General features: G+C 64.4%; 23 protein-coding genes and 1 pseudogene. 12 read left to right on the top strand and 12 right to left on the bottom strand.

What is annotated here, in order from left to right; translation table 11 throughout:
* Positions 1-126 precede the first annotated feature (126 nt).
* Positions 127-237, top strand: a pseudogene (locus B2W55_RS34265) (PEPxxWA-CTERM sorting domain-containing protein); the annotation flags it as partial.
* Positions 238-346: 109 nt separating this feature from the next.
* Here B2W55_RS34265 and B2W55_RS22860 read toward each other — a convergent pair.
* The gene (locus tag B2W55_RS22860; protein WP_024583391.1) at positions 347-859 is read right to left on the bottom strand and encodes a MarR family winged helix-turn-helix transcriptional regulator; all 513 of its coding nucleotides are present in this window, start codon (positions 857-859) and stop codon (positions 347-349) included.
* Between the two features lie 447 nt (positions 860-1,306).
* Between B2W55_RS22860 and B2W55_RS22855 the strand changes: the two genes are divergently transcribed.
* From B2W55_RS22855 to B2W55_RS22845, 3 genes are all read left to right on the top strand, one after another.
* Positions 1,307-2,854 carry a porin gene (locus B2W55_RS22855; protein WP_024583392.1) on the top strand — a complete coding sequence of 516 codons (1,548 nt, stop codon included), beginning with the start codon at positions 1,307-1,309 and terminating at the stop codon, positions 2,852-2,854.
* Positions 2,855-3,374: 520 nt separating this feature from the next.
* Positions 3,375-3,554: a hypothetical protein gene (locus B2W55_RS22850; protein WP_024583393.1), complete on the top strand. Its 180-nt coding sequence runs from the start codon at positions 3,375-3,377 to the stop codon at positions 3,552-3,554.
* 311 nt (positions 3,555-3,865) lie between these two features.
* Positions 3,866-4,828, top strand: coding sequence for an SDR family oxidoreductase (locus tag B2W55_RS22845; RefSeq protein ID WP_024583394.1), 963 nt, complete (start codon positions 3,866-3,868; stop codon positions 4,826-4,828).
* A 54-nt stretch (positions 4,829-4,882) separates the two neighbouring features.
* On the opposite strand, the gene B2W55_RS22840 is transcribed toward B2W55_RS22845, so the two are convergent.
* The 4 genes from B2W55_RS22840 to B2W55_RS22825 form a co-directional block, all read right to left on the bottom strand.
* Positions 4,883-5,362 carry a GcrA family cell cycle regulator gene (locus B2W55_RS22840; RefSeq protein ID WP_024583395.1) on the bottom strand — a complete coding sequence of 160 codons (480 nt, stop codon included), beginning with the start codon at positions 5,360-5,362 and terminating at the stop codon, positions 4,883-4,885.
* A 51-nt stretch (positions 5,363-5,413) separates the two neighbouring features.
* Positions 5,414-5,614: a hypothetical protein gene (locus tag B2W55_RS22835; RefSeq protein WP_016844973.1), complete on the bottom strand. Its 201-nt coding sequence runs from the start codon at positions 5,612-5,614 to the stop codon at positions 5,414-5,416.
* A 163-nt stretch (positions 5,615-5,777) separates the two neighbouring features.
* Positions 5,778-7,610 carry an AMP-binding protein gene (locus B2W55_RS22830; protein ID WP_024583396.1) on the bottom strand — a complete coding sequence of 611 codons (1,833 nt, stop codon included), beginning with the start codon at positions 7,608-7,610 and terminating at the stop codon, positions 5,778-5,780.
* Positions 7,611-7,690: 80 nt separating this feature from the next.
* Positions 7,691-8,632 carry an acetamidase/formamidase family protein gene (locus tag B2W55_RS22825; RefSeq protein WP_024583397.1) on the bottom strand — a complete coding sequence of 314 codons (942 nt, stop codon included), beginning with the start codon at positions 8,630-8,632 and terminating at the stop codon, positions 7,691-7,693.
* A 66-nt stretch (positions 8,633-8,698) separates the two neighbouring features.
* On the opposite strand from B2W55_RS22825, the gene B2W55_RS22820 reads away from it, so the two are divergent.
* The 3 genes from B2W55_RS22820 (at position 8,699) to B2W55_RS22810 (ending at position 11,700) form a co-directional block, all read left to right on the top strand.
* Positions 8,699-9,493, top strand: coding sequence for a YdcF family protein (locus B2W55_RS22820; protein WP_024583398.1), 795 nt, complete (start codon positions 8,699-8,701; stop codon positions 9,491-9,493).
* Positions 9,494-9,581: 88 nt separating this feature from the next.
* Positions 9,582-10,364, top strand: coding sequence for a DUF169 domain-containing protein (locus B2W55_RS22815; RefSeq protein WP_024583399.1), 783 nt, complete (start codon positions 9,582-9,584; stop codon positions 10,362-10,364).
* A gap of 160 nt (positions 10,365-10,524) precedes the next feature.
* Positions 10,525-11,700 (top strand): saccharopine dehydrogenase family protein, encoded by a 1,176-nt coding sequence (locus B2W55_RS22810; RefSeq protein WP_024583400.1) that lies wholly within the window; start codon positions 10,525-10,527, stop codon positions 11,698-11,700.
* Positions 11,701-11,772: 72 nt separating this feature from the next.
* Here B2W55_RS22810 and B2W55_RS22805 read toward each other — a convergent pair whose 3' ends face one another.
* Positions 11,773-12,972: an FAD-dependent oxidoreductase gene (locus B2W55_RS22805; RefSeq protein ID WP_024583401.1), complete on the bottom strand. Its 1,200-nt coding sequence runs from the start codon at positions 12,970-12,972 to the stop codon at positions 11,773-11,775.
* Between the two features lie 144 nt (positions 12,973-13,116).
* On the opposite strand from B2W55_RS22805, the gene B2W55_RS22800 reads away from it, so the two are divergent.
* Positions 13,117-13,590, top strand: coding sequence for a MarR family transcriptional regulator (locus B2W55_RS22800; protein WP_043855760.1), 474 nt, complete (start codon positions 13,117-13,119; stop codon positions 13,588-13,590).
* Here the strand turns inward: B2W55_RS22800 and B2W55_RS22795 are convergent.
* From B2W55_RS22795 to B2W55_RS22780, 4 genes are all read right to left on the bottom strand, one after another.
* A complete protein-coding gene (locus B2W55_RS22795) occupies positions 13,562-14,830 on the bottom strand; it encodes an O-antigen ligase family protein (protein WP_024583403.1) in 1,269 nt (422 codons plus the stop codon). The two genes, B2W55_RS22800 and B2W55_RS22795, sit on opposite strands and share 29 nt — an antisense overlap.
* Positions 14,831-14,974: 144 nt before the next feature.
* Positions 14,975-16,513: an undecaprenyl-phosphate glucose phosphotransferase gene (locus tag B2W55_RS22790; protein ID WP_024583404.1), complete on the bottom strand. Its 1,539-nt coding sequence runs from the start codon at positions 16,511-16,513 to the stop codon at positions 14,975-14,977.
* A gap of 115 nt (positions 16,514-16,628) precedes the next feature.
* Positions 16,629-17,768, bottom strand: coding sequence for a glycosyltransferase family 4 protein (locus B2W55_RS22785; protein ID WP_024583405.1), 1,140 nt, complete (start codon positions 17,766-17,768; stop codon positions 16,629-16,631).
* Positions 17,769-17,771: 3 nt separating this feature from the next.
* Positions 17,772-18,389: a polysaccharide biosynthesis/export family protein gene (locus B2W55_RS22780; RefSeq protein WP_024583406.1), complete on the bottom strand. Its 618-nt coding sequence runs from the start codon at positions 18,387-18,389 to the stop codon at positions 17,772-17,774.
* 175 nt (positions 18,390-18,564) lie between these two features.
* Between B2W55_RS22780 and B2W55_RS22775 the strand changes: the two genes are divergently transcribed.
* Entirely contained in the window at positions 18,565-20,907 is a 2,343-nt protein-coding gene (locus B2W55_RS22775) for a GumC family protein (RefSeq protein WP_024583407.1), read from the top strand.
* A gap of 59 nt (positions 20,908-20,966) precedes the next feature.
* On the opposite strand, the gene B2W55_RS22770 is transcribed toward B2W55_RS22775, so the two are convergent.
* On the bottom strand, positions 20,967-22,304 hold the full coding sequence (locus B2W55_RS22770; RefSeq protein ID WP_024583408.1) for an MFS transporter: 1,338 nt from the start codon (positions 22,302-22,304) through the stop codon (positions 20,967-20,969).
* 225 nt (positions 22,305-22,529) lie between these two features.
* Between B2W55_RS22770 and B2W55_RS22765 the strand changes: the two genes are divergently transcribed.
* Complete coding sequence (locus B2W55_RS22765) at positions 22,530-23,468, top strand: LysR family transcriptional regulator (protein ID WP_024583409.1); 939 nt, start codon at positions 22,530-22,532, stop codon at positions 23,466-23,468.
* Between the two features lie 18 nt (positions 23,469-23,486).
* On the opposite strand, the gene B2W55_RS22760 is transcribed toward B2W55_RS22765, so the two are convergent.
* Complete coding sequence (locus B2W55_RS22760) at positions 23,487-24,680, bottom strand: GNAT family N-acetyltransferase (protein ID WP_024583410.1); 1,194 nt, start codon at positions 24,678-24,680, stop codon at positions 23,487-23,489.
* Positions 24,681-24,827: 147 nt separating this feature from the next.
* On the opposite strand from B2W55_RS22760, the gene B2W55_RS22755 reads away from it, so the two are divergent.
* Entirely contained in the window at positions 24,828-25,886 is a 1,059-nt protein-coding gene (locus B2W55_RS22755) for a polysaccharide deacetylase family protein (RefSeq protein ID WP_024583411.1), read from the top strand.
* A complete protein-coding gene (locus B2W55_RS22750; protein WP_024583412.1) occupies positions 25,870-26,673 on the top strand; it encodes a class I SAM-dependent methyltransferase in 804 nt (267 codons plus the stop codon). Before B2W55_RS22755 ends, B2W55_RS22750 begins: the two co-directional genes overlap by 17 nt.
* Positions 26,674-26,685 lie beyond the last annotated feature (12 nt).

The raw sequence follows: 26,685 nt of genomic DNA, 5'->3' as shown, positions 1-26,685 counted from the left end.
GATACGAACGGACAACTTGGCGCCGGCGGAGCCGACGGTTTCGCGCGGCTCGTGGTGCCGGGCGACATCGCCGGCGGCCGCTATGTGTCCAACATCGCCGATCTCTATGTGTTCGACGGGGTCTCGGCCGTGCCCGAGCCGTCGACCTGGGCGATGCTGCTGCTCGGCTTCGCCGGAGTAGGCTTCGTGGCCTTCCGACGCAAGCCGCTGGCCGCCCCCGCGATGGTCCGTGGATAGACACCCCGTTCCGCGCTTGCGGGATATCGCAAGCCGGGAATCAATGATCCTCCGGCACGTGCGGCCGGAGGAGCCGATCCTCTCGTTTCGACCCGGCGCAGCCGTCGGTTCAGGCCTCGATGTCCATCGCCACGATCAGACATGCCTTTTCGAGGCGGTTGGTGAGCATCGACAACTTGGCCGTGAATTCGGCGAGCTCGGGCTCGCTGAACTCCTCGAACACGGTCTTCTTGAACGCCTTATGCTGCTCGGCGAGGCCCGCCAGATGCTTCCGCGTCTTGTCGGTCAGCGACAGCCGGACCACGCGCGCGTCGGCCGGGGAGGGCGCGCGACGCAGCAGTTCCTTCTGCTCGAGCAGCTTCGACTGTGTGGTTACGAAAGACGGATCGACATGCAAGAGCTTCGACACCACGTTGATCGGCACGCCGTCATCCTTGTCGAGATCCGAGATCGCGATCAGGATCATCCATTGCGGACCGCTGACGCCAAGCGCCTTGCCCCATAACTGACGAACGCGTTCGAGATGTGAGTTGATGGACGAAATCTCGAGGGTGAAGCGCTTGATGATGTCGAGATGTTCGATGGCGCGCTGGCGCGTCGTATCCTTCCTTGTCACTGACACAGCTTTCCTCTTCCCTAGGTGCCGACTCAGCTTTGCGCTGATTTATTCTTCTTGAGTCCCGCTTGGCGGGCGATTTCTCTCGTATGAAGCTCACGAACGCAAGTGAACGTAAAGTAATTATGATGCCCATGTGACGATTAGACTAATTGGGGTGTGACAAACTTTCTCAATCGGTCGAGGCGCTTACGGGGGCGTTGCTGGCGGGCCACAGTGTGGCCGCATTCGCATTCCTGACTTTATAAACTATTTTGATTGGCGAACTCGCCCATGCATATTGAACCCGGCGGTAGGGGAATCTCGATCGTCCCGTTGCGGTGATCGTTCAAGTCCGTCGCACCCTCACATTGAGGGGGCGGGGTTTGGGGAAAGCGGTCTTGGACAATGCGGGAGGATCACGGGGCGTTCGCGGCCCGGACTCTCCGCATATGAGCAACTTGGAGGTTTAATATGAATTCGGTGAAGAGCCTTATCCTGGGCTCGGCGGCTGCGCTGGTCGCGGTCGGCGGAGCGCAGGCGGCCGATCTTCCTGTCAAGGCCAAAGCGGTCGAGTATGTGAAGGTCTGCTCCCTTTATGGTCCGGGCTTCTACTACATCCCGGGTACCGACACCTGTATCAAGCTGGGCGGCTATCTGCGCGCTGACGTTGTCGTCAACGGCAACAGCGTGTACGGCCCGAACGTCAACGGCGCGAGCGGTGCAAACAACCGCTTCACCAACGGCTACACCTGGCGTTCGCGTGAAGACCTGAACATCGATACGCGCACCGCGACCGAGTACGGCGTGGTCCGCACCTATTTCGATGCGGTGTTCACCTGGACGTCGGACAGCTACGCGGCGAACGGCGCCGGCGGAACCGTCTACTCGGCGCTCGGCTCGGGTACGGCCGCTGTCAGCGCGCCGAACAACGCCAACGCTGGTGCGGTTGCGGCTGGTGCGGTCGGCGTTTATTACGCCTTCATCCAGTTCGCCGGCTTCACCATCGGTAAGGCGGTGTCGCAGTTCGCTGCTCCCTGGAACGGTTATCCGGGCAACAACTACGACGCGCTCGTCGGTGGCGTGAGCACCACCAACGGCATCAACCAGTTCACCTACACTGCGCAGTTCGGCAACGGCGTGTCGCTTGCCCTGTCGGCGCAGGACCAGACTGCCTACATGCAGGCTGGCGTGAACAACCTGGGAGCGGGTGGCGCTTACGGCTCCAGCGACTATGCTGGCACGATCGCGCCGGACTTCGTCGCTGCGCTCAAGGTCGACCAGGCTTGGGGTATCTTCCAGGCGTCGATCGCCGCGCATGACAACCACGCGGCCTACTACGGCGGCACCGAAGTCACCGGTCACCCGGATGACAAGTGGGGCTGGGCTGGTGCACTGGCCCTGTCGATCAAGAACATCCCGACCGGACCTGGCGACACCATTAACATCCAGGGCGTCTATACGGACGGTGCGACCCGTTACAACATCCAGGAACTGGCCAGCGCCTTCAGCTCGGTTGCGATCTATGGCGGTTCGAGCCTCCCGGGTGCTTACGGCAGCGTCGGCTTCGGCACGGCACCGGATACGGTGTTCGGCCCCGGTGGTCAGCAGCAGAGCATCAAGACCTGGGGCTTCCGCGGCGCGTACACCCACAACTGGGATCCCTACTGGAACACCAGCTTGTACGGTGCTTACGCTGCGGTCATGTACAACGACACGGCTAAGTCGCTCATCTGCGGCGTTGGCGGCGTCGGTGGCACGTTCCGCACTGCCTTCGGTGGCGGCGCTGGCGTGACCAACTGCAACCCCGACTACAACATCGGGCAGATCGGCCTGATCACCCGTTGGACCCCGGTCAAGAACCTGACCTTCTCGGCCGACGTGACCTACGTCCATCTCGATCAGAAGTATGCTGGCACGATCACCACGTCGTCCGGTTCGATCGGCAAGCCGAGCGCAACCTACGAGCTGAAGGATCAGGACACTGTCCAGATGCTCTTCCGCGCTCAGCGCAACTGGTAATACCCGGTTGATCTGATCACGATCCAATAGAACCCCGGCAGGCGACTGCCGGGGTTTTTCTTTGTGACGGATCGATCGCGGAAGAAGGCGGTGCCTTTGCGCGAGCTGAATTCGCGTGAAGAAGGCATTAACCAGAATTCGGCGCCTCGATTTAGCCGAAACGGAAATCGCTCAGGCTGCGTCATTTCGCTCCACGCGGACCACGAAGACGAGCCATGCAATTCATTGGCCGCAAACTTATTTACTTACCTGATCTACTAAACTATATAACGCGCAGCCAACACATTGAATGATGGCTCTTAGCTTGCTGCTAAGCCTCCCAAACCTCCGGCAATGCCCTGCCGGAGGTTTTTGATTCATGGGCGGCCGGTCGTGACGATCGCGGTCCGTTGCCAACCGCATAGGCCGCAAGCAGGGTCACGTGGTCTTGCCGATTCGACGTCGTCAAGATTTGACGGAATCGATCCGCAGTGCATTCTCGCCATCCATGGGACGCTTCAAGAACAGCCGTCTGGCTCGGATGAGCAGCGGCCATTACTGCTTGATACGGGATCTCGGGCTGGTGAAGGGCGGCAAGGGATTGCGGCACCATGAAGTGTTGATCGACTTCTCCTGGCGTGGCCTGCTCAAGCTGGTGTTGAGCGCCGGGACTTCCGTCCTGCGGCGACGCGCGCCGGTGCACATCGAGACCGCCGAATAGCGCGCGGTCACTGCTCAAGATCATCTTTACGACCTGCGCCCGATCGAGTGCGATCGTCGCCACGTCGATGTATTCGGCGAACAAGACGTTCGCGTCGATCGTCGCCTCCACAGCGGATTGTTCGCGACGTGGAATGATCTCGCCGCGATGCGGGCTGCCTCAATCCGCTGCGTGCGACGTGGTTGCGCGCAGGAGGCGGGCGCCGTTGCCCGGCGATGAATCGGTGATGTAGAGTGCCGTTGCCAAGCGTTGGGACAGCGATCCGCGTTCCAATAGAAACAAAGAAGAAGCAGGGAAGGAACGGATCTCAGATGAAGGATTTCGCCGGAAAGATTGCCGTCATCACCGGTGGCGGCACGGGCATGGGGCGCGAGCTCGCGCGGCAGCTCGTCGCCGAGGGATGCAATGTCGCGATGTGCGACGTCTCGATGGAAGCGATGGCCGAGACCAAGCGGCTCTGCGAGGTCGAGAAGCTGCCGCAGGGCCTGCGCATCACCACCCATGTCGCCGACGTCTCGATCGAGGACCACTACAAGCGCTTTCGCGACGAGCTGATCGAACAGCAGGCGACCGACAAGATCCATCTGCTGTTCAACAATGCCGGCATCGGTGGTGGCGGCAGCCTGTTCACCAACACCCGCGAGCAGTGGGAGCGCACCTTCAACATCTGCTGGGGCGGCGTCTATCTCGGCGTCCGCACCTTCCTGCCGCTGCTGGTGAAGGCCGACGAGGCGCACATCGTCAACACGTCGAGCGTCAACGGCTTCTGGGCCTCGGTCGGCCTCGGCGTGTCGCACACCGCCTACAGCGCCGCGAAATTCGCCGTGAAGGGATTCACCGAGGCGATGATCAACGATCTCCGCCTCAATGCACCGCATGTCAAATGCTCGGTCGTGATGCCCGGTCACATCGGCACCTCGATCGTGTCGAACTCGCGCAAGGTGCAAAACGGTTCCGATCAACTCAATCCCGACGAGCTGAAACAAGTGCGTCAGCGGCTGCAAGGGCAGGGCATCGACGTCGCCAAGATGTCGGATGCCGACATCCAGCAGCTCGCGCTCGACCGCGCCCGCATCTTCCACGACGAGGCACCGACCACGGCAGCCGCCGCCGCCAAAATCATCCTCGACGGCGTCAAGGCCGATCGCTGGCGTATCCTGGTCGGCGACGACGCGCATATGCTCGACGAGCGTGTACGCAAGACGCCGGAGCAGGCCTATACGCCGGAGTTTTATCAGGACCTGGTGGCGGCGACCGGCTGGAAGGTCGGCTGATCAATGCATCGGTTCTGACAGAGGTCAGAACCGATGCGCGTCCTGCCCGAGGCTCTACCCGCGCATTGCGCGCTGGCGCGATCCGGACTGATAGGCGAGGCGGTAATGCCCGGAGCAATAGGGCATGCCGCCGAGCGGCGTGTTGCCGCAAAAGCAGAAATCGTCGGCGCCCGGGGTGCTGAGCGGCCAGCGGCAGCGCTGCTCGCTCAGCTCGAACAGCGAGCAGCTGTTGGCACTGACGACAGGCGCGTCCTCGGGTTCCTGTTCGTAGACTGCCTGGAGCAACTGGAGCTGCTGCTTCGCGGTCGCCCGTTGCGCGGCGTGCGCTGCGGATTTCTTTCGCCGTGCCCGGCGCTCGTCCGGTGTGGTGCGCGTCAGGTTGAGCCGCGACAGCTTGCCGATGACCGCATTGCGGCTGACGCCGATGCTGTTGGCGATGTCGCGGCAGGAGAGCCCGGCCTCGAAGTAGATCTTGAGCTGGTCGATGCGCTCGGGCGTCCAGGTTGGTTGGAGAGTCGGTTCGTTGGCAATCATCTGACGGTTCCACGTTCTGTGTTTTGAACCGCCGCGCCGGCATACCCTGTCTCAGGGCGTGCGGCCGTTGTCGCGGATTGCAAGCAACCCGTCCTTGATGGCGAGTCGAATGCCTTCCTCGATCAGTGTCCGTGCAACGCCCGGGACGCTCGTGCCGTGGGTGCCCTGTCTCACCAGCTTCTCAAGATATCCGATGGTCGAGAGCGCCAATGTGACCGGGACGCGGTCGGTTTCGGCCTTTTCCGTAGCCATGAGGAAACGCTTAACCCTGAACGCTTGTACTGAAAAGTATCTATTTAGAGTCTATTTAGGAGTTAGGCGGTTCGTCAAGTCGCCGACCGCAAAATGCGAACGCCGCGCCAGAGGTTAATTTCGGCGCGGCGTGACGTTGATATTGTCTAATTATATGAATGAGTTACGTGCGTAATTCGACCTTGACCGGGAACTTCTTGAGAAGTCGCTCAGCAGTTTCCGCCTTGTCCGGAGGTGCGCTCACACTCAGGTACAGCCCGCGGGACGGGTCGGTGATGGCGTCGACGCTGACGTCACCCGATAGCCCTTCCAGTGCCAGCAGCTCGCGCGCGGCCTCGCCGGCGGCGATCTCGCGCAGCTTGGGCTTGAAGATCTTGCCGACTGGCGTGACCGGCATTTCCGCAATCACCGATACCACACGCGGCCGCGCCGGCGGCTCGAGGATATTGTCCTGCACGAAGGCGGCGAGGGCCTGCGGATCGATATGCGCGCCGGGCTGTGCCGAGACGAACAACATCGGCACTTCGCCCGCATAGCTGTCGGGACGTCCGACCGCCGCAGCCAGCGCCACGCCCGGGAACGCGAGCGCGGCATCCTCGATCGCGCGCGGGTCGATGTTGTGCCCGCCGCGGATGATGACATCCTTGGCGCGGCCCATGATGTAGACGAAGCCGTCGGCGTCGATCCGGCAGATATCGCCGGTGCGCAGCCAGCCGTCGCGGAAAGCTTCTTCGGTCTGCTTCTTGTCGACATAGCCGGCGAACACTTGCGGTCCTCTGGTCAGGAGTTCGCCGACCGGCGAGGGCCATGGCCCGGTGTGCAGTCTGCCGCCGTCCAGGATCGCGAGTTCGACCAGCGGATTGCGGGTGCCGACGCTCTCGGCGCGCGGTTTCACGCCGTGCACGTCGTGGGTGATGGCGCCGGCGAGCTCGGTCATGCCGTAGAGCTGCTGGATGCAGGGACCGCCCCAGGTCGCGAGATAGCGCCGCTCGATCTCCGGCGGGCAGATCGAAGCCCCGGTGGCGGTGACGCGCAGGGTCGAGATGTCGCTGTCTCCGACCGGAATATCGGCCAACGCCCCGAGGATGGTCGGCACGTTGCCGGCGATGTTGATGCGGTATTGCTCGATGATCTGCCAGAAGTTCCGGACCAGCGCCGGATCGCGTGCGCCGGCGGGACCGGGGATCACCATCGTGGTGCCGGCGGACAGACAATTGGCCGAGGTGCAGAACAGGCCGCCGACGTGGAACAGCGGCATTGTGATCATCGCGCGCTCGCCGCGATGGAAGTCGAGCGCCATCCGCGAGGACACGGTGGAAGCGACCATCGCGCGGTTGGTCAGCCGCGCCACCTTGGGATGGCCGGTGGTGCCGCCGGTCGGCAGCATTACTGCGACGCGGTCAGCCTCGCTCATGTCCGTGGACTTGCCGTAGTCGTCGCGCCACGCCGGATCGGGCCGCAGCACCTCGCCGTCGAACGACATCGTGCCGTCGAGCGGCACGATCACGATGCGCTTGAGCGACGGCACCTCGCGCTGCAAGCCTTCGATCCTCTCATAGAGTCCACCCGGCATGCCCGGCGGCGGCGCCAGCAGCAGTTTTGCTTTGATGGCATTGAGCTGGGCGACGATCGCTTCGCGCGTGAACAGCAGATTGAGCGGCTCGGCAACGCCGCAGGCAGCCGCGCCGAAGATCGCAACGATGCTTGCGGGACAGGCCGGCACCAGGATCGCGACCGCATCGTCCTTGCCGATGCCCTGGCCGCGGAAGTAGTTTTCGGCCGCCTTGACATAGCCCATCAGCTGATCGTTCGAGATCACGACCGGGCTGGGATCGAGCGGCGAGCGCAGATAGATCGCGGCTTCAGCCTCCGGCGCGCTCTGCGGGCCGCGGGCGATGAGATCGAGGATGCGCGGGCAGGCGGCAAGCGTCGCCTGCATCTCCTTGTCGCGCGCGGCCTCGTCGGCCGGTGAGAGCCTGTCCTTCAGCATATCCATCCCCGTCCATTTTTGTTCGTTGGGAGGGGGATTGTATCGAGCCGCGCGCGCGGAGCACAAGTGCGGCTATCGACCGCGTTTCAGCCGTGGACGACCGATTTGGCGATCATGCAGTGAATGCCCTTGGAGCCGTTGACCGTCTGCGTCACCCGCAGGTCGGCGGCCAGGCTGCACAGCGTGTAGGCGTCCTCGCGGGACAGATTGCGCTTCTCGCCGAGCAGCACGATCATGTCGCGCAGCGCCCGCACCACACACTGGTCGAGATCGGGATCCATCGCCATTGTCATGTAATGGTCGGCGGTCTCGGCGCGCGGGTAGGCGAGCTTGAGATCCTTGCGCAAGGTGAGGCGGAAGCGGCCGGTCAGCGCGGTCTCGATCGCGGTGACGCAGACCTCGCCGTCGCCCTGTACGCCATGGCCATCGCCGCAGGAGAACAGCGCGCCCGGCACGAACACCGGCAGATAGAGCTTGGCTCCGGCGCCGAGCTCCTTGTTGTCGAGATTGCCGCCCATCGCGCGCGGGACCAGCGAGGAGATGCGGCCCCAGGCCGGCGGCGGCGAGACGCCCATCACGCCGAAGAACGGCTTCAGCGGCAGATCGAGTCCCCAGGGCATGCGGCCGACCATGCGCGCGCGATCGAGCGGGATGTTGAGGATGCGGGTCTCGTGGAAATCGTCGGGCAGCGTGCCGGACAGCGGCTTGATCAGATTGTAGCCCCAGTCCTGGCGAAGCTGGACGTCGAGGATGTCGACCTCGAGCACGTCGCCGGGCTCGGCGCCGTCAACTGCGATCGGGCCGGTCAGGATGTGCCCCGGCACCATCCGCTCGCTCTTGGCATGGATGTCGTCGAGCTCCGGCGGGACGTGGAATTTGCTTCGATCGGGTACCACATCGGCGCCGCCGCTGACGGTCTCGATCGTGACCTCGTCGCCGCTCGCGACCGTGAGGACCGGTTTCAGCTTGGCTTCGAAAAAGCCCCAATGGCAGGTTTCGGGACTGGATTTCAGGTGATGATGGGTCATGTGACGGCTTTTGATTGGTTTCCCAGCAGCGTATGACGCTGTAGCAGAACTTCGCAGAGGCTTCCCTTGTTTTTTGTGCTCTCCAAGACGCTCGGCATCATGCTGCTGCCGATCAATTTCCTGATCGGGATCGGTGTGATCGGCGCCGTGCTGCTGCTGACACGGTTTGCGCGGCTCGGCCGCGGGCTGATGGTCGCCGCGGCGCTGCTGCTCGCGATCTGCGGCTTCTCGCCGCTCGGCAATGTGCTGGTCTCGACGCTCGAGCAGCGCTTCCCGCCATGGGATGCGGCGCGCGGCGCACCCGACGGCATCATCGTGCTCGGCGGCTCGATCGATGCCGATCTGTCGGTTGCACACGGCACGCCCGTGGTGCGCAGCGCGGCTGATCGCGTCATCGCGGCGGCGGTGCTCGCGCGCAAATACCCGAACGCGCGCCTCGTGTTCACCGGCGGCAGCTCCAATTTGATCTCGAACGACGCACGCGAAGCCGACTACGCCGCCGAGATGTTCGAGAGCCTCGGGATTCCCAGATCGCGATTGACCATCGAGCGCCGCTCGCGCAACACGGTGGAGAACGCCGAGTTCTCCAGGGCGCTGGTCGATCCCAAGCCGGGCGAGCGCTGGCTGCTCGTCACCTCGGCCTTTCACATGCCGCGCTCGGTCGGGCTGTTCCGCAAGGCGGGATTCAATGTCGAGGCCTATCCGGTCGATTGGCGTGTCGGCAACGTCTTCAGTTTCGCGACGCTTGCGATCGAGGGCCTGTCGCGGACTGATCTCGGCGCGCGGGAATGGATCGGACTGGTAGCCTATCATCTGGCGGGTAAAACCGATGATCTGCTGCCGGGACCGGTGGCACGGTAGGCGCGAGGCACTTGTCGCGTCCGCCCGCCAATCCGGCTAACATCCACTCAACAGGCGGCGCCAAGCCGCCGATTACGGGAGCTTACGCATGCAGCAACAGACACCGCCGGAACAGTTCGATCTCGCCGCCATCGTCGCGGATCTGAACAGCCTGCTGCGGCTGAAGACCACGGTCATCGGCATCAAGATGTTCGCGCGCGTCGAGGAGATGGAGGCGATCCCGAAAATCCGTCGCCCGTCGGCGGTCCACACCACGGACCAGATCGTGAGCATGGCCTCGCGGCTCGGCTGGACCGTCGGTATCACCGGTGACGATCTGGTCGGCGCGCAATGCCGCGCGGTGATCGGGCTCGCGCCGCAGGACGAGAAGTGGCTCGCCGGCGAGAATTATGTGGGCGTCTGGCACGGCACCGCCGAAGACGCGCGCAAGCGCCAGGAGGCGCTCGATGTGGTGCCCTACGGCCAGTACCAGGCGATGGCGGTGAGCCCGTTGACCAGCGGCCGTCTCGATCCGCCGGACATCTGCCTCGTCTACGCGACGCCGGGCCAGATGATCATCCTGATCAATGGACTTCAGTACACCGGATACAAGAAGTTCGAGTGGGGCGTGGTCGGCGAAACCGCTTGCGCCGACTCGTGGGGGCGGGCGCTGAAAACCGGTGAGCCGAGCCTGTCGCTGCCGTGCTTCGCGGAACGCCGCTATGGCGGCGTGCCCGACGAGGAGATGCTGATGGCGCTGCCGCCGGCCTATCTGGTGAAGGCGATCGCGGGCATGAAGCAGCTCGCCAAGAACGGCCTGCGCTACCCGATCGCGCCCTATGGAATCCAGGCCGATGTGCGCGCCGGCATGGGGGTGTCCTACAAGAAATAGCGGCTGGCGTCATTGCGAGGAGCTCGCGACAAGAATTGCAAGGCAATTTTGCGCTGACGCGACGAAGCAATCCATCGTTCCGCACACGCGGTGAAATGGATTGCTTCGCTTCGCTCGCAATGACAAAACGGGGCAATTTCGCTGTCTGGGAACCTGATCCATGTCCTCGTCGAAACTCGATATCGTCGTCTACGGTGCGACCGGCTTCACAGGCCAGCTCGTCGCCGAATATCTCGCCGCGCATTATCGCGACGGCAGCCTGAAATGGGCGATGGCGGGGCGCAGCAAGGACAAGCTCGCCGCGGTTCGTGACGCGATCGGTGCGCCCGCCGACACGCCGCTGATCGTCGCCGATGCCGGTGACGCGGCGTCGCTGAAGGCGATGCTGGCGCAGACCAAGTCGGTCATCTCGACGGTTGGCCCGTATCAGCTCTATGGCAATGAGCTGATCACCGCCTGCGTCGACAGCGGCACCGACTATTTCGATCTCTGCGGCGAGCCGGTCTGGATGCGGCAGATGATCGACAAGCACGAGGCCGCGGCCAAGGCCAGCGGCGCGCGGATCGTGTTCTCCTGCGGTTTCGACTCGGTGCCGTTCGAGCTCGGCACGTTCTTCGTGCAGGAGGAGGCCAAGCGCGTGTTCGGCGCGCCGGCCGCGCGCGTCAAGGGACGCGTGCGCGACATGCGCGGCACGCTGTCGGGCGGCACGGCGGCGAGCGCGAAGGCAACCTTCGACGCCGTCGCCAAGGACCTCAGCCTGGTCGCGATCCTCAACAATCCGTTTGCACTGACGCCGGGCTTCGAGGGGCCCAAGCAGCCGCGCGGCAGCAAGCCGGCCTATGAGAAGGATCTGCATTCATGGACGGCGCCGTTCATGATGGCGCTGATCAACACGCGCAACGTCCACCGCTCCAACATGCTGATGGGCTTCCCTTACGGACGCGACTTCGTCTACGACGAGATGGTCCTGACCGGTCCGGGCGAGAAGGGCGAGGCCAATGCGAAGAAGGTGATGGCGCTGAATTCGGAGAAGACCGGTCCGAGCGCGCCGAAGCCGGGCGAGGGGCCGTCAAAGGAAGAGCGCGAGAACGGCCGCTACGATCTGCTTTACCTCGCGGTCGCGCCGGACGGCCGTATGGTCCGCGCCGGCATCAAGGGCGATCGCGATCCCGGCTATGGCTCGACCTCGAAGATGATCTCGGAATGCGCGATCTGCCTGTTGCGCGACACGCCTGACGTCGCGCCCGGCTTCTGGACGCCGGGAGCGGCGATGCAGGGCAAGCTCATCAAGCGCCTGGTCGACCACGCCGGGTTGACGTTTGAGGTCGAGAAGTAGCGGCGAGCACGAGCACGGCGTGAATGGTGGGCACGGCGCTAGCGCGCCGTTGCCCACCCTACGCATTGTGCACTACGCCGCTGCCCGCGGATCATACGCGTACATGAAATCCATGCCCTTGGACGACACCGGCAGCAGCAGCTTTATCATGTGATCGCGCAGCCAGGCGCCGGTCGGGCTGAACTCGCGCTTGTTGTTGCCGTTGCGGCGGGCGATCGCCACGATCTTCTCGGCGCGCGGTCGCCGCTCGTGCTCGAAGGCCTGGAACGTGAGGCCGAGCTCCTGGCCGTCGCGCATCAGGATGCCGAGCCGCAGCGCGTCCTCCAGCGCCAGCGATGCACCCTGGCCGGCATGCGGGCTGGTGGCGTGCGCGGCGTCGCCGATCAGCAGCGTGCGCTTGCGCGACCAGGTCGGCAGCGTCGCGACGTCGAGCGTATCCGTCATGATGATATTCTCGGCGGCTGCGATGATCTCGGGGATCGGCGCGTGCCAGCCGGCGTGGAAGTCGCGCAGATGCTGTCTGATCGCATCCTGGCTCTGCAACCGGTAGGCTGCCGCGGTCATGCCGCGCGAGGGCTGCGTGCTCCACCACATCGCACCCGCGTCCGGATCGGGGCTACACAACCCGTAGCCGAAGAAGCCGCTTTGTCCGAATGTCGTCTCCACCTTCCGGCCGATCGGCAGGTGCTCGATCACCTTGCGCGGCACGAAGCCGCCGAAGCCGATCAGCCCGGTGTCGAACGGCGTCGGGCCGTCAGGGATCACATGCCGCCGCACCACAGAGTGCACACCGTCGGCGCCGATCACGAAATCGCCCTCGGCAGTGCTGCCGTCGGCAAAATAGGCGATCACCGGCTGGTCGCCGCGGTCCTCGATCTTGACCAGCCGCTTCTCGAAGAACACCGAGACGTTGGAGGCCCAGGCCTTGTCGATCAGCGTCTCGTTCAGGGTCGCGCGGCACATGTTCACGGCGGGCTGGCCGAAGCGCTGCTGCATGTTCTGGTTGAGCGAGCCGAGCTTCTTGCCGCTCTGCGAATAGAAATCGAACGACTCGGCGATCGAGCCGTTGCGGATCAGCTCGTCGGCGAGGCCGAGCTCGGCCAGCACATGCATGCCGTTCGGTGCGATCTGCAATCCGCCGCCGATCCCGGTGGAGTAGGGCCAGGCTTCATAGAGCTCGGCCTCGATGCCGGCGCGGGTCAGGAACATAGCGGTCACCGGACCGGCGATGCCGGCACCGATGATCAGAGCTTTACGGGGACGAGAGGTCATGCCTTGCTCCATGCAGCCGTGTGAGATAGGAAAGATCAGTAGCTGATTATCTTAGTTGATAAGATAATTGGCAAGTAAGATATGGGAGCTGCTTTGTCAACTGCGAAATCGCGCGACGCGCTGGTGCAGGAACTCGAGGAGGCGATGCGCCGGTCATCCGCGCAGGGCGTGATGTTCGGCCAAGCCGTTGCAAACATGGCCGGAATTTCCAATTCCGACATGGAATGCATGGACATTCTTCAGCTCGAAGGGCGGGTGACCGCGGGGCGTCTCGCCGAAGTGACCGGACTGACCACCGGCGCGATCACCGGCGTGGTCGATCGCCTGGAAAAGGCGGGTTACGTGCGCCGCGAGCGCGACGAGAGCGACCGCCGCAAGGTCTTCATCTCGGTGGTGGAGGAAAAGGCGGTGGAGATCGGCAAGTTCTACGTGCCGATGCAGCAGGCGATGCTCAAGGTGTGGAGCAGATACACCGACGACGAACTGCGTTTGCTGCTGCGCTTTGCCAATGATGGCTACAAGGGCGTCCTGGAAGCGACCGAGGCATTGAAGGCGGTGATCGACACGCCGCCCGAGCAGCGCGCCAATCTCAAGCTGCCGCCGAAGTCTCGTCGCTGATCTCGGCCGACCTCGCGCGATAGCGCTCGGCCGCCGCATACATGCCCCACATCGTGCCCAGCATCATCCAGAAGTGCCGCCAATGGTCGGTGTCGATGATGAAGCTCTCGCCGACGAAGCCAAGGAATGCCGAGAACACCGCGAGATAGCCGCGCTGCCACGGCACCCGCGTGTACACGTAGCGGAACCCGATGATCGCGGTGACGAACACCAGCGCCGGATAGCAGACCCCCGAGATCCAGCCGCCCGACATGAAGGCGTTGAGGTAGGAGTTGTGGGTGTCCTCGGGGAAGTAGGTGTGGAATTGCAGCGGCCCGATGCCGAACGGCAATTCCAGCGCCATCTGGGCGCCGAGGATGTGGCGGCCGAAGCGGCCGAAGCGGCCTTCGTCGTAGCTCTGGTCGAAGCTCGCGCGCTGCTTGAACATGTCGGCGACCGAGCCGATCGAGAGCAGCACCGCGATCAGCGCAACCGCCAGGATCGCAGCGATCAGCGTCATCACGATGATGCGCGAGCGCTGCGCCTGCGAGCGGCTTGTGAACACCATCAGCGCCAGCATGAAGGCCGCGGTGATCAAGAGGCCGCCCCAGGCGGCGCGCGAAAACGACAGCAGGATCGCCAGCGAGATGATGCCGAAGGCAATGGCGTTGCGGAACGCCTTGCCGAACCGGTCGGAGACGACGCTCTGCAACGTGAACAGCGCCGGCAGGATCAGGAATGCACCGAGCACGTTCGGATCCTTGAAGGTGCCGCGGGCGCGATCATATAGCGTCAGCAGATCGTAGCCGCCCGGCACCAGATGGAAGTAGCCGGCGATACCGGCGAGCGAGGCGATCATCGCTCCGACGATCAGGCCGCGGCGCAGCATGTCCAGGCGTGCTTCGGTATCTTCCGACATCACCATCGCAAACAGGATGACGGTGACGGCCATGTACCAGGAGGTGAGAACCCAGTTCACCACTTCCGGCTTGTCGAGGAACGGTACCGCGCCGATGCTGTAGCCGACATTGAGCACGATCAGCGTGAACAGCAGCGGCATGAACACCAGCTGCATGCGCAGGCCGGTGGCGAAGAACAGCACGCAGGCGGTCAGCGTGACCAGCTCGTACGGGCTCGGCTCGATGAAGACGATGGCCATCGACGCCCCGGCCAGCCACACCAGCGCCCGTTGCAGCGCCAGTACGCCTGACGGCGCCGTGGTCGGCAAATGGGACGTTCCGGCTGTCGCCGCATAGGCCATCGGATACTCACGCAACGCGGTACAAACACTGGCTCCGTCGCCCCGTCATTGCGAGGAGCGAAACGACGCAGCAATCCACCTATCCTCGAGCTGCGACATCGATTGCCTCGCTACGCTCGCACTGAAGGCAGTCAGTCTCGAATCTCAGTACGCGTTCTCGTTCTTGGTCAGCAGCGAGAACGGCGTCTTGAGCAGAATGTAGAAGTCGAACAGCACCGACCAATTCTCGATGTAGTACAGATCGTATTCGACGCGCTTCTGGATCTTCTCGTCGGTGTCGACCTCGCCGCGCCAGCCGTTGATCTGCGCCCAGCCGGTGATGCCGGGCTTGACGCGGTGGCGCGCGAAATAGCCGTCGACCGCCTCGTCGAACAGCTGATTTTGCAGCTTGCTCTGCACGGCGTGCGGACGCGGACCGACGAGGGACAGGTTGCCCTTCAGTACGACATTGAGCAACTGCGGCAACTCGTCGAGCGAGGTCTTGCGGATGAAGCGGCCGACGCGGGTGACGCGCGGATCGTTCTTGGTCACGACCTTGGCGGCCGTGGGATCGGCTTGATGGTGATACAGCGAGCGAAACTTGTAGACGTCGATCCGCTCATTGTTGAAGCCGAAGCGCTTCTGCCGAAACAGCACCGGGCCCGGGCTGTCGAGTTTCACCGCGAGCGCCACCAGGCCCATCACCGGCAGCGCGGCGATCAGCGCCAGGCCGCCGACCACGCGGTCGAACAGCCATTTCAACACCAGGTCCCAGTCGGTGATCGGCGCCTCGAAGACGTCGAGGGTCGGGACGCTGCCGATATAGGAGTAGGAGCGGGGGCGGAAGCGCAGCTTGTTGGTATGCGCCGACAACCGGATGTCGACCGGCAGCACCCAGAGCTTCTTCAGCATTTCCAGGATGCGGGTCTCCGCCGAGATCGGCAGCGCGAACAGCACGAGGTCGATGCGGGTGCGGCGGGCAAACTCGATGATGTCGTCGACCTTGCCGAGCTTCGGCGAGCCGGCGCAGGTGTCCATGGCGCGGCTGTCATTGCGGTCGTCGAACACGCCGAGTACGTGGATGTCGGAATCATCCTCGGCGTTCAATGCCTCGATGAGCTGCTCGCCGTTCTGGTCGGCGCCGACGATGATGGTGCGGCGGTCGAGCCGGCCGTCATGCGCCCAGGCGCGCACCATCGATCGCAGCAGCAGCCGCTCGATGATGAGGACGGCGAGGCCGACGCAGAAGAACGACGACAGCCAGACGCGCGACACCTCGCCGCCGAGTTTGGCCAGGAAGGAAGCGCCGATGAACAGCAGGAACACGAATGTCCAGGACGAGATCATCCGCGTCATCTGGCGGAGCTGGCCGCGGAACACCTGCACCTGGTAGATGTCGGCCGCCTGGAAGCAGACCACGGCCGCGGCCGACATGCCGAGGATCGAGACGATGTATCCCCAGTGGATGCCGGTGAGCGGGTGGACATAGGCAAAGTAAAGTCCGACGCCGACGAGGCTGAGCAGCACGAAATCGGCCAGGCGGACCACGCCGGCGATCACGACCGGCGAATAGGCGCTGCGAACCTTCTGGTTGGCGACGGCGAGTGCGGCGGGCGACAGGCGCCGGCGCCGTTCGACCTGCGGCTGGGCGGCCGTTGCAGACGCAGCGGCATCCAGCATCGAGCGTGCGTTAAACGGTTCCACGTTTCCACGTCCATTCCTGCGCTTGCAGATGGGCATCCGCGCGCAGCAGTGAAATTCCCCTGGACGTGACTTAAGGGAACAAATCAGAAGAAACGGTTACGAGAGCAAGGAATGGTTAACGTTTGGCAAACGCGTCGCGATAGCCCGCCAGCACGCCCTCGACCATCGCGCTCTGTGAGAAATGTTCGGATATCCGCTCGCGCAATCTCGCTGCGCGCGCCGCGGTCGCGGCGGGGTTGTCGAGCGCTGTCTTGATCGCGTCGGCCATGGCGGCGACATTGCTGGGCGCGAACAGGGCGTCGGTGTGGGTGTCGAAGATTTCCGGGATGCCGCCGACATTGGCGGCGATCATCGGAACGCCGGCAGCAGCCGCCTCGATCACCACGTAAGGCATCGAATCGCCGCGCGAGGGAACGACCAGCAGGCTGCCCTTGGAGAAGCCGTAGCGTGCCTTGACGTGGCCGATGAAGCGCACGGCCTCGCCGAGCGAAAGCCGCTTCACCTGTTCCTTGAGCCGCTCGAATTCCTCGCCGTCGCCGCCGAGCGTCAACGTCACAGGTTTGCCGTCGGCCCGCAGCCTCGCAACCGCATCGATCAGGAGGTCGGCGCCCTTGATGCGCCGGAACTCGCCGACATAAACCACGTCGGTGGCATCGTCCGCCCTGGTGATCGGCTCGAATTCCTCCGACGTGACGCCGTTGAAGACGCAGCGCACGAGGCCCGCAGGCTTGCCCACGGTGCGCTGATAGGTGTCGCGCGCGAACGCGCTCTCGAACAGGAACAGGTCGGTGCTGTTCATCAGCGTGCGCTCGAGCTGGCTATAGAAGCGCCCCTTCAGAGTGTCGAGCGGATAGTGCAGCGAGCCGCCATGCGGGGTGTAGACCCGGATCACCTTGTTCGACCGCCGGCGCAGCCGGACATAGGCGCCGGCCTTGGCGCCATGGCCGTGCACGACGTCGGGTTTCAGTTGCCGGATCAGGCCGGCGATCTGAGCCCAGACCGCGAAGTCGGCGAAGCGCGGCTCGCGGCGGATCGCCACGCGGCGGACGCCGAGCTTCAGGCGCGGCTCGATCTCGGCCAGCACCGCATCGGCGCGCGCACCGCCGGTCAGGCTGTCAGCGACGATGCCGACATGATGGCCGCGTTCGATCTGGCCGTTGGCGACATCGAGGATGTGACGAATGATGCCGCCGACCGGGGCGCGGACGACATGCAGGATGCGCAGAGGCTGGTCCTGATTTTGATCCTGCGCCATCGATCAGAACCAGCGCTCGCCGACGAATACGGTGTCACCGGGCCCGATCGGCGTGCCGAGCGGCGCGACGAAGCGGCCTGCGCCCGACGCGTCGGTGTGGGTGACCGTGACGGCATCGCGCCTGGCGCGCGGCGAGAAGCCGCCGGCGATCGCCACGGCGCTCTCGACCGTCATGTTGGGCACGTAGGGATACTGGCCGGGAGCCTGCACTTCGCCAAGGATGAAGAAGGGACGGTAGGATTCGATCTCGACGGCAACCGAAGGCTCGCGGATGAAGCCTTTTCGTAGGCGTGCTGAGATCTCGGCGGCGAGCCCGGCCGGGGTACGGCCGCGTGCCGGCACCGAACCGATCAGTGGCAAGGTGATCGTGCCGGCGGCGTCGATCGCATAGGAGTTGGTCAGGCCTTCCTGGCCATAGACCACGACGCGGAGCTTGTCGCCGGGGCCGAGATTGTAGGCCTCGCGCGGCGGCGCCGGCTCGGCATAGGCCACCGGCGCGGCAAAGGGCTGGCTAAACGAGTCGGGGCCTGGGTCGCCGGCGACCGGCGAGGTCCGGCCCATGCAGCCCGACAGCGCGAGCGCAGCAATCAGACAAACAATGGGAGCGCGCAGGTCGCGCATGTCAGGAATCCCGAGACAATATCGGCTCCGATTAACGGCACTCATGGTTAATAAAGGATGAGGGTCAGGTGGTTGCGGCGCTATCCGTCAACCGGGCCGATTAACCCGGCAGCAACCTTAATGGACTGTAATCGCCCGCATTGAGGTGGAATCGCGGCGTCCGCGGGAGTTCGTTATGCGTTTTGAATTCTGGCGTCGAGGCAAGGAAAAGGCTGTCGTGCAGCGGGCGCTGCCGAAGTCCGCGCCCGCTGCCGACCCGGCTGTTGTGCAGCCGGCATTGCCGACATCGATGCCTGACCGGCCGGCGCGCGCATCCGAGGCGGCCGATCTCGACTTGCACGTGCTCGGCCGCGCGCTGGCGCGCAAGCGCGGCTGGATCATCGTGCCGACCGTGCTCGTGTTCGCGTTGTCGCTTGCCGCCGTCAACGTCGTGACGCCGCGCTACAAGTCCGAAGCGCGAATCCTGATCGATAATCGCGAGAACGCCTTCCTTCGCCCGAACGGCGAGCGCGACCTCGAGCGCACCTCGCTCGATGCCGAGGCTGTCACCAGCCAGGTGCAACTGGTGATGTCCCGTGATCTCGCGCGCGACATCATCAAGAAGAACAAGCTCGCCGAGCGTCCGGAGTTCGATCCGGTGCTGCGCGGCTTCTCGCCGCTGAAATCGCTGCTGGCGCTGTTCGGCATCGGCCGCGACCCGTTCAGCCTGACGCCGGAAGAACGCGTGCTCGATGCCTATTACGAGCGCTTCCAGGCCTATGCCGTCGACAAGTCGCGCGTCATCGTGGTGGAATTCCAGTCGCAAGATCCCGAGCTCGCCGCGCGTGTCGCCAACTCGATCGCCGACGGCTATCTGGTTTTGCAGCAGGCCGCGCGGCAGGACCAGGCCAAGTCCGCCAGCACCTGGCTGCTCGGCGAGATCGACAAGCTGCGTACAAAGGTCGCGGACGCCGATTCGCGGGTCGAGGAATTCCGCTCGAAGTCGAGCCTGTTCGTCGGCACCAACAACATTCCGTTGTCGAACCAGCAAATGGGTGAGTTGAATACGCAGCTCAACAACGCTCGTGCGCTGAAAGCCGACGCCGAGACCAAGGCGCGGCTGATCCGCGAGATGCTTCAGAGCGGCAAGCCGATCGAGGCTTCGGAAGTGCTCAACTCCGAGCTGATCCGCCGCATGGCCGAGCAGCGCGGCACGTTGCGTGCGCAGCTCGCCGAGCAGTCGTCGACGCTGCTCGACAACCATCCGCGCATCAAGGAATTGAAGGCGCAGATCGCCGACCTCGACCGGCAATTGCGCGAAGAGGCCGGCAAGATCTCGCGCTCGCTCGACAATGATGCAAGGGTCGCCGATGGTCGCGTCCAGGCACTGCAGGCGAGCCTCGACCAGTCGAAGAAGCAGGCCTCGTCGAGCAACAGCCAGGACGTGCAACTGCGCGGGCTGGAGCGAGAGGCCAAGGCGCAGCGTGACCTGCTCGAAGCCTATCTTGCGAAGTACCGCGAAGCGACCGCGCGTGAGAACATCGAAGCCGCGCCGACCGATGGCCGCATCATCTCGCGCGCCACGGTGTCGAACACGCCGGCCTATCCGAAGAAGCTGCCGATCGTGCTGATCGCGACGCTCGCAACGCTGCTGCTGTCAGCCGGCATCATCATCACCGGCGAACTGTTGCGCATCTCGGCGCCCGGCGCGGTGGGCCGTGCCTTCGCGCCGGCGACTGCCGTGATCAGGCGCCGCGAGCCGGTCATGGAGGCCGCAACCGTGGAGGCGCCGGCGCTGGCGCCGACACTGCCGCCTGAACCCGAGTTCGCATCATCGGTCGCGTCGGCACTGCCGCCGGAGCCCGAATTGCCGCTGGAGCCGGCGTTCGCGCCTGAGCCAGTCATGAACAAGCCGGAGCCCGTGCTGGCCCGGACCGTCGACGAGATCGATGTGCTCGCCGAGCGCCTCGTCGCAGCGGGTCCCGCCGCCCACAAGGTCACGGTGCTCGGTCCGGCTGCGGCCGAGAGCGTGACGCTGACCACGCTGACGCTGGCGCGTCTGATGGCGCGGCAGGCCAAGGTCGTGGTGGTCGATCTGGTCGCGTCCTCGCCGGTGCTGACCTCGGCCACGGTTGATCCGGCAGCGCCGGGCCTTGCCGAATTGATGCAGGGCGAGGCGACGTTCGCGCAGATCATCACCAAGGACCGGCAGTCGCGGGTTCAGATCGTCAGCGCCGGGCGTCCGGGCTTCGATCGCTCCCACCTGCAATCGCCGCGGCTGGTCCTTGCGATCGACGCGCTGCTGCGGGTCTATGACCACGTGCTGCTCGACGCCGGCTCGGCCGTCGACCTGCCGGCCGAACTGCTGACCACGAAGGCGCAGGCCGTCGTCGTGCCGGATGCCGCCATGGCGCAGGACGCGCGCCATCAGATGGTCGATCAGCTCAGGGCCGTCGGCTTCTCCGAGGTGACGATGCTGAGCAAGCCCTGCGCGCCGTCTGAAATGGCCGCGCCGGGCCCGCGGGTCGTGGCCGCCTGAGTTGCTCTCTCAAGCCGTATCTCTTCGGAAAGCCGCTTCACAGTTTTCCGGATCATGCCTCAGTGCGCCAGCATCGGCTGGCGCATCGATCGCTCGAGCACCGGATCGATCCGCAGTTTGATCGTCACCAGCGCGCCGATCAGTCCGACGACGGCGAGCAGCAGCAGCCCCGCGGTGAAACCACCGGTCAGGTCCTTCAGATAGCCCATCGCGAACGGACCGGCGAAGCCGGAGAGATTGCCGAGCGAGTTGATCGCGGCAATGCCGGCCGCCGCCGAAGCACCGGTCAGGATGCTGGCCGGCATCGGCCAGAACATCGGCGGCACCGCCGAGACACCGATCTGCGCGATGCACAGCAGGCCGACGATCAGCACCGGGCTCGACACGAGGCCGGCAAGGCCGATGCCGACGGCGGCGAGCACCAGCGCGCCTGCAACATGGTAGCGCCGTTCGCCGGTCTTGTCGGAATGGCGACCGAGTAGCACCATGCCGATCGCGCCGAATACGAAGGGCAGGGCCGCGATCAGGCCGGTCTGGGTGTCGGTGACGCCGAACGCCTTGATGATGGTCGGCAGGAAGAAGGCAACGCCGTAGCTTGCCGCGTTCAGGCAGAAATACACCAGCGCGCAGGCGAGCACCCGCGAGTCGGTCAGTGATTGCAGCACCGAGATGTGCTCAACGGATTCCTTTCGCTCCCGCTCGAACTCGAGGGTGTTCTGAACCCACTTGATCTCGTCGGGCTCGAGCCAGGTCGCCTGGCGCGGGAAGTCCGGCAGGAAGACCAGGACCGCAAATCCGACCAGCACCGACGGCAGCGCCTCGCAGATGAACAGCCATTGCCATCCGGTCAGTCCGGCGCCGGACAGATTAAGCAGCAGGCCCGAGATCGGCGCCCCGATGATGCTCGAGATCGGGATTGCGAGCATGAACAGGCTGATGACGCGGGCGCGGTAGATCGTCGGGAACCAGAGCGTCAGATAGAAGATGATGCCGGGGAAGAAACCGGCCTCGCAGGCGCCGAGCAGCAGGCGCAGGAAGTAGAAGATCCATTCGCTCGAGAAGCCGGTTGCCGCCGACATCTGCGGGATGAAGGCGAACGCGGCCGAGACGATGCCCCAACTGATCATGATGCGGGCGATCCAGCGCCGCGCGCCGAACCGTTCCAGCAGGATGTTGGAGGGCACTTCGAAGAAGAAGTAGCCGACGAAGAACAGCCCGGCGCCGAGCCCATAGGCGGCCTCGCTGAGGCCGAGCGCCGTGTTCATGTGCAGCTTGGCGAAGCCGACATTGACGCGATCGAGATAGGCGACGAAGTAACACAGGATGAGGAACGGAATCAGCCGCCGCATCATCTTTCCGATCGCGCGCTTCTCGACATCGTCGCTCATCGTTCCCATCCTTCCTGGTTTTTCGATTTTGCTGACGGTTATCGCGCCATCCGGGGTGGCATCTGGTAAACCCGCAACGGTCCGTCGCTTGCCCTTGCAAGCCTGCTTGCAAGTCTTGCACTCATTGTTGTGTAATGAACGGCCGCGTGACTAATGGCATTTGGGAATGGAGCCACGGCGAAACTGTCATGATGCAGCGCGGTATGAGCGCGGGAACCCAGGTGATGGTCGGCCGTGATCAATAATCTGAAATTGCGCCAGTTGCGTCTGCTGGTCGCCCTCGACAGCGAGCGCAAGCTGCAACTGGCAGCCGAGCGCCTGAACATCACCCAGTCGGCGGCCTCGAAGATGCTGGCCGAGATCGAAGCCGTGGCGCGGGTTCCGCTGTTCGAACGGACGGCGCGCGGCGTCGAGCCGACGGCCTATGGCACCATCCTGATCCGTGGCGGCAGGAGCGTGCTCGCGGACCTCGACCGGGTCACCAATGAATTCGCCGGCTACAGGTCCGGTGAGCTTGGAACGGTTTCGGTCGGAACGGTCGCAAAGCCCAGCATCGATCTTGTCGTCGACGTCATGCAGTATCTCGGCGAGAAGTTGCACCGGGTGAACATTTCACTCGATGTCAGCACCAGTCCGCCGTTGATCACGCGCCTTCTCGCGCTCGAACTCGATTTCGTCGTCGCGCGAATTCCGGTCGGCGTCGATCCCGCGCAGTTTGACTATCACGAGATCGGGGCCGAGCAGGCCGGCCTGCTGGTTCGCGCCGAGCATCCGTTGGCGAATCTCGAGAACGTCAATCTGGAGGACACGGTCGACCTGCAATGGATTTCGCAGCCGCGGGAATCCTTCATGCGCCAGGCGCTCGAGCGGCTGTTCTACAGCCGGGGCATCGCGCCGCCGCAACGCATGATCAACACCGAGTCCTTCTCCGCCTCGATCGGGATTGCGGCGGGGATCGATGCGATCGTGCCGGTACCGTTGCTGATTGTCGACCTGCTCGATCCGCAGCGCTTCAAGATGCTCCGCATCCGCGATCAGCTGATGCTCGAGAGCTACGGGCTGATCAAGCTGCGCAAGCGCGCATTGTCGCCGGCCGCGAAGCTGGTGTTCGATGCGATGATGCGGTTCGGCGTGACGAGCAGCCGGCCGGCCGCCGAAAGCGAAACGGCGTAGCGTCGCCCGCAGCCGGTCTCAGCGGAACATGGCGCGCAGGTTCTGGGCAATCTCGAGCAACGCGGGATTGTGCTTCACGGCGCGCTTGGCGCGACTGATGGCCGACAGTGCACCGGCCGCCGCCTTGCCGCGCAGGCTGAGCGGAATGAAGCTGTCGACGATCACCTCATCGTCCTTGCAGAACAGCCGCTTGTACTCGTCCGAGCCGATGCCGAGATCGAAGGCGCGGTAGTCCTGGCCGGCATGATGATCGATGATGTCGCGCATCAGGATCAGGCCCGGGCTGTATTTGGAATTGGCCGACATCGTGTAGGTGTTGAACATCATCGAGAAGCGATGACCGTCGGAGACGCCGGCGAAGATCGCGATCACTTCCTCGTCGCACTCCAGCGCGTGGATGTCGATCGCATAGCCCTTGCCGTCGGCGCGCGGCGCGAGGCAGGCGCTGCGGATGAACTGCTCGACTCCCGGCTCGGCGAACACATTGGGCAGCTTCTGCTCGGCCATGCGCTGCGGCTTGACGCGGAAGAACCAGTCGAGCAGGCGGCAGACGTCGGCGCTCTCGCGCGCGACGTGATAGCGGTAGCCGGACAGCGGTTGCAGCTTGCGCTCCTTGCCCTTGAGGCGGCGGCGGAACGAATTGCTGATCAGCGCCGCGGGGGCCGCGTCGGGCTCGATCACCAGCAGCGGGCAGTCGTTGACCGAAGGCTGGTGCGGCAGCAGGGCGAGCGGATTGGGCAGGTCCTGCCAGCGCAGCGGCTGCTGGCACAGCACCAGCGCGTCGACGCGCGAGCGCTCGGCGATCGAGCGGGTCAGGGCCGCGATGTCGGCTTCGGTCGCGTTGGCGGCGAAATCCTTGTCGCACAGCGCCATGTTGAAGGTCGCATGCTTGCCTCCCATGAAGCTCGCGCAATTGGCGCCGAGGCGGGATTCGACGGCGAGCGGCAACAGCAACAGCGGCCGGCGTTCGCTGTCATGGGCCGCCACGATGAGCGGCCGCACGCCCTCGCGCTCGCCGACCTGACGCTGCCAACTCGCAAGGAAATCGAAGCGCTGATAGGGGGTGAAGCTGTGTTGCGCGGTCTCGAAACCGCGCCAGGTCGCCTCGGCTGCGGCGAGATCATGAAAGATGTCGACGCCGGCAACGCGGACTGCGTTCGGCCACGTTCGCGTCCCGGCCGTTTGGCCCTCAACTGCCGCCGCCATGATCATCTCGGAACCCAAAATAACTTAAGGTATTAATTTACAGTTCTTGACTGCGGTCGACCTTCGCAGGGAAATGTCAACAAAGAGTAATAACAATGGCCTGGCGGGATGCTTGGCGGCGTGTGGGAACCGCCGCACGAGGGCGGGATCTAGGTGCCGGACAACGGGATTTGGCGACGGGCCAAGGCGGAGTTCGCGTATTTCAGCGGCGCCTTCAGGCTGCGGGAGGGTGAGGCGGGGGGCGCCGGGGCGATCCTGCGCTTCGCGCGCGTGCGTCCGCCGCAACGGACGCGCTTTCAGCCGCTCAGGTCGCAGGAGATCACGCCGGAATTCCTGGATCGCACGATCCGCGCGCTGAAGCGCTGGCGCTACGACATCGTTGGGATCGACGAGGCCTGCCGCCGCGCAGTAACCTTGCCGGAGCGTCGGCGCTTTGCCTGCCTGACCTTCGACGGCGCCAGCAAGGATATCGTCACGCATGCCTATCCGGTGCTCGCGAGGCACGGCGTCCCCTTCACACTCTACCTGCCGACGGCCTTCCCGGACGGCGTGGGCTTAGCCTGGTGGCTGGCGCTCGAGGACATCATCGCGCGCGAAGACCGCATCAGCATGATGATCGAGGGTCGCGAGCGGCATTTCGCGATCTCCAGTCTGTCGGACAAATACGAGCTGTTCGATTTCCTGTCCGGCTGGCTGCGCAAGCTGCCGCAGCCGGAGCTCACTTATGCGGTGAACGATCTCGGCACACGCTATGCAGCCGATGCCGCGCAACTGTCTCGCGTCGCGTCGCTGGAATGGGCTGATCTGGTGCAGCTCGCGGCGGATCCGAACGTGACGTTCGGCAGCGCCACGGTAGATTATTTCGTGCTGTCCAATCTCAGGGATGCCGACGCGCAGCGTGAGATGGCGATGGGAAGAGCCGTGGCCGAAAGCGCGCTTCGACGCGAGGTCAGACATTTCGCGTATCCCTTCGGGGACCGCGACGCGTTCCGTCGCTCACACGTGGTGATGGCCGAGGAAACGGGCATTGTCAGCGCGGTGTCGACCATCTCCGGCGTGGTCGAAGCGCAGGGCGGCACCAACCTCCATGCATTGCCGCGCATCGCATGGGACGGCCGCGTGCGGTCGCTACGGATGATGCGGGTGCTGCTCTCAGGCGTGATGTTCGCGCCGGTTCGGCCGACGCGGAGCGCGCATGACACCACCGCCTAAACTAGAACGGCAGTTCGGCCGGCAAGCGTTCGGCGCGGATCCCGAAGGCTATGATGCGGCGCGGCCCGACTATCCGGACTGGGTGTTCGATACGCTCTGCTCGCGATGCGGACTGGGGGAAAAGACCGCGACGTTCGAGATCGGCGCAGGAACCGGCAAGGCGACCCGCCGCCTGCTTGAACGCGGCGCTGATCCACTGACCGCCATCGAGCCGGACCCGCGGCTGGCTGATTTCCTGCGCAAGACCAATGTGGGCAAGCCGTTGCGGGTCGTGGTCGCTCCGTTCGAGGATGCGCAGCTGGACGAGGGCGCCTTCGACCTCGGCGTCAGCGCCACCTCGTTTCACTGGCTCGATGAGGAGACTGCGCTAGCCAGGATCACGCGTCTGCTTCGCCCGGGCGGCTGGTGGTCCGCGGTCTGGAACGTGTTCGGCGACGACAGCCGGCCCGATCCCTTCCACGAGGCGACCAGTCGATTGGCGCATGGCCCGATAAGCCCTTCACAGGGCGAAGGAGGCATACCTTTTGCCCTCGACAGCGCGGCGCGCCTGGCTGCGCTGCGGACTGCCGGCGCCTTCGACATGATCGACTACAACGTCAGCCGATGGCCACTCGTTCTCGATGCCGAGCAGACGGTGGCGTTATACTCGACCTATTCGAACATCACGGCGCACCCTGATCGCGACAATGTCCTGGCCGAGATCGGCCGCATCGCCCGCGATGAGTTCGGCGGACGGGTTGTCCGGAACATGACGACCAGTCTCTACGTCGCGCGCCGGTCGCGATGATCAGCAGCCATG

Origin of the sequence: Bradyrhizobium sp. UBA2491, from assembly GCF_002341725.1 — a bacterium.
Lineage (GTDB): Bacteria > Pseudomonadota > Alphaproteobacteria > Rhizobiales > Xanthobacteraceae > Bradyrhizobium.
Note: the sequence above shows the minus strand (reverse complement) of the source record. Positions and strands in the feature narration are given on the sequence as shown.

What these genes read in the sequence shown, in the direction of transcription:
- B2W55_RS22855 (WP_024583392.1), top strand. Translation starts at nt 1,307, where the DNA reads ATGAATTCGGTGAAGAGCCTTATCCTGGGCTCGGCGGCTGCGCTGGTC.
- B2W55_RS22850 (WP_024583393.1), top strand. Translation starts at nt 3,375, where the DNA reads ATGAGCAGCGGCCATTACTGCTTGATACGGGATCTCGGGCTGGTGAAG.
- B2W55_RS22845 (WP_024583394.1), top strand. Translation starts at nt 3,866, where the DNA reads ATGAAGGATTTCGCCGGAAAGATTGCCGTCATCACCGGTGGCGGCACG.
- B2W55_RS22840 (WP_024583395.1), bottom strand. Translation starts at nt 5,362, where the DNA reads ATGATTGCCAACGAACCGACTCTCCAACCAACCTGGACGCCCGAGCGC.
- B2W55_RS22835 (WP_016844973.1), bottom strand. Translation starts at nt 5,614, where the DNA reads ATGGCTACGGAAAAGGCCGAAACCGACCGCGTCCCGGTCACATTGGCG.
- B2W55_RS22830 (WP_024583396.1), bottom strand. Translation starts at nt 7,610, where the DNA reads ATGGATATGCTGAAGGACAGGCTCTCACCGGCCGACGAGGCCGCGCGC.
- B2W55_RS22825 (WP_024583397.1), bottom strand. Translation starts at nt 8,632, where the DNA reads ATGACCCATCATCACCTGAAATCCAGTCCCGAAACCTGCCATTGGGGC.
- B2W55_RS22815 (WP_024583399.1), top strand. Translation starts at nt 9,582, where the DNA reads ATGCAGCAACAGACACCGCCGGAACAGTTCGATCTCGCCGCCATCGTC.
- B2W55_RS22810 (WP_024583400.1), top strand. Translation starts at nt 10,525, where the DNA reads ATGTCCTCGTCGAAACTCGATATCGTCGTCTACGGTGCGACCGGCTTC.
- B2W55_RS22805 (WP_024583401.1), bottom strand. Translation starts at nt 12,972, where the DNA reads ATGACCTCTCGTCCCCGTAAAGCTCTGATCATCGGTGCCGGCATCGCC.
- B2W55_RS22800 (WP_043855760.1), top strand. Translation starts at nt 13,117, where the DNA reads ATGCGCCGGTCATCCGCGCAGGGCGTGATGTTCGGCCAAGCCGTTGCA.
- B2W55_RS22795 (WP_024583403.1), bottom strand. Translation starts at nt 14,830, where the DNA reads ATGGCCTATGCGGCGACAGCCGGAACGTCCCATTTGCCGACCACGGCG.
- B2W55_RS22785 (WP_024583405.1), bottom strand. Translation starts at nt 17,768, where the DNA reads ATGGCGCAGGATCAAAATCAGGACCAGCCTCTGCGCATCCTGCATGTC.
- B2W55_RS22780 (WP_024583406.1), bottom strand. Translation starts at nt 18,389, where the DNA reads ATGCGCGACCTGCGCGCTCCCATTGTTTGTCTGATTGCTGCGCTCGCG.
- B2W55_RS22775 (WP_024583407.1), top strand. Translation starts at nt 18,565, where the DNA reads ATGCGTTTTGAATTCTGGCGTCGAGGCAAGGAAAAGGCTGTCGTGCAG.
- B2W55_RS22770 (WP_024583408.1), bottom strand. Translation starts at nt 22,304, where the DNA reads ATGGGAACGATGAGCGACGATGTCGAGAAGCGCGCGATCGGAAAGATG.
- B2W55_RS22760 (WP_024583410.1), bottom strand. Translation starts at nt 24,680, where the DNA reads ATGATCATGGCGGCGGCAGTTGAGGGCCAAACGGCCGGGACGCGAACG.
- B2W55_RS22750 (WP_024583412.1), top strand. Translation starts at nt 25,870, where the DNA reads ATGACACCACCGCCTAAACTAGAACGGCAGTTCGGCCGGCAAGCGTTC.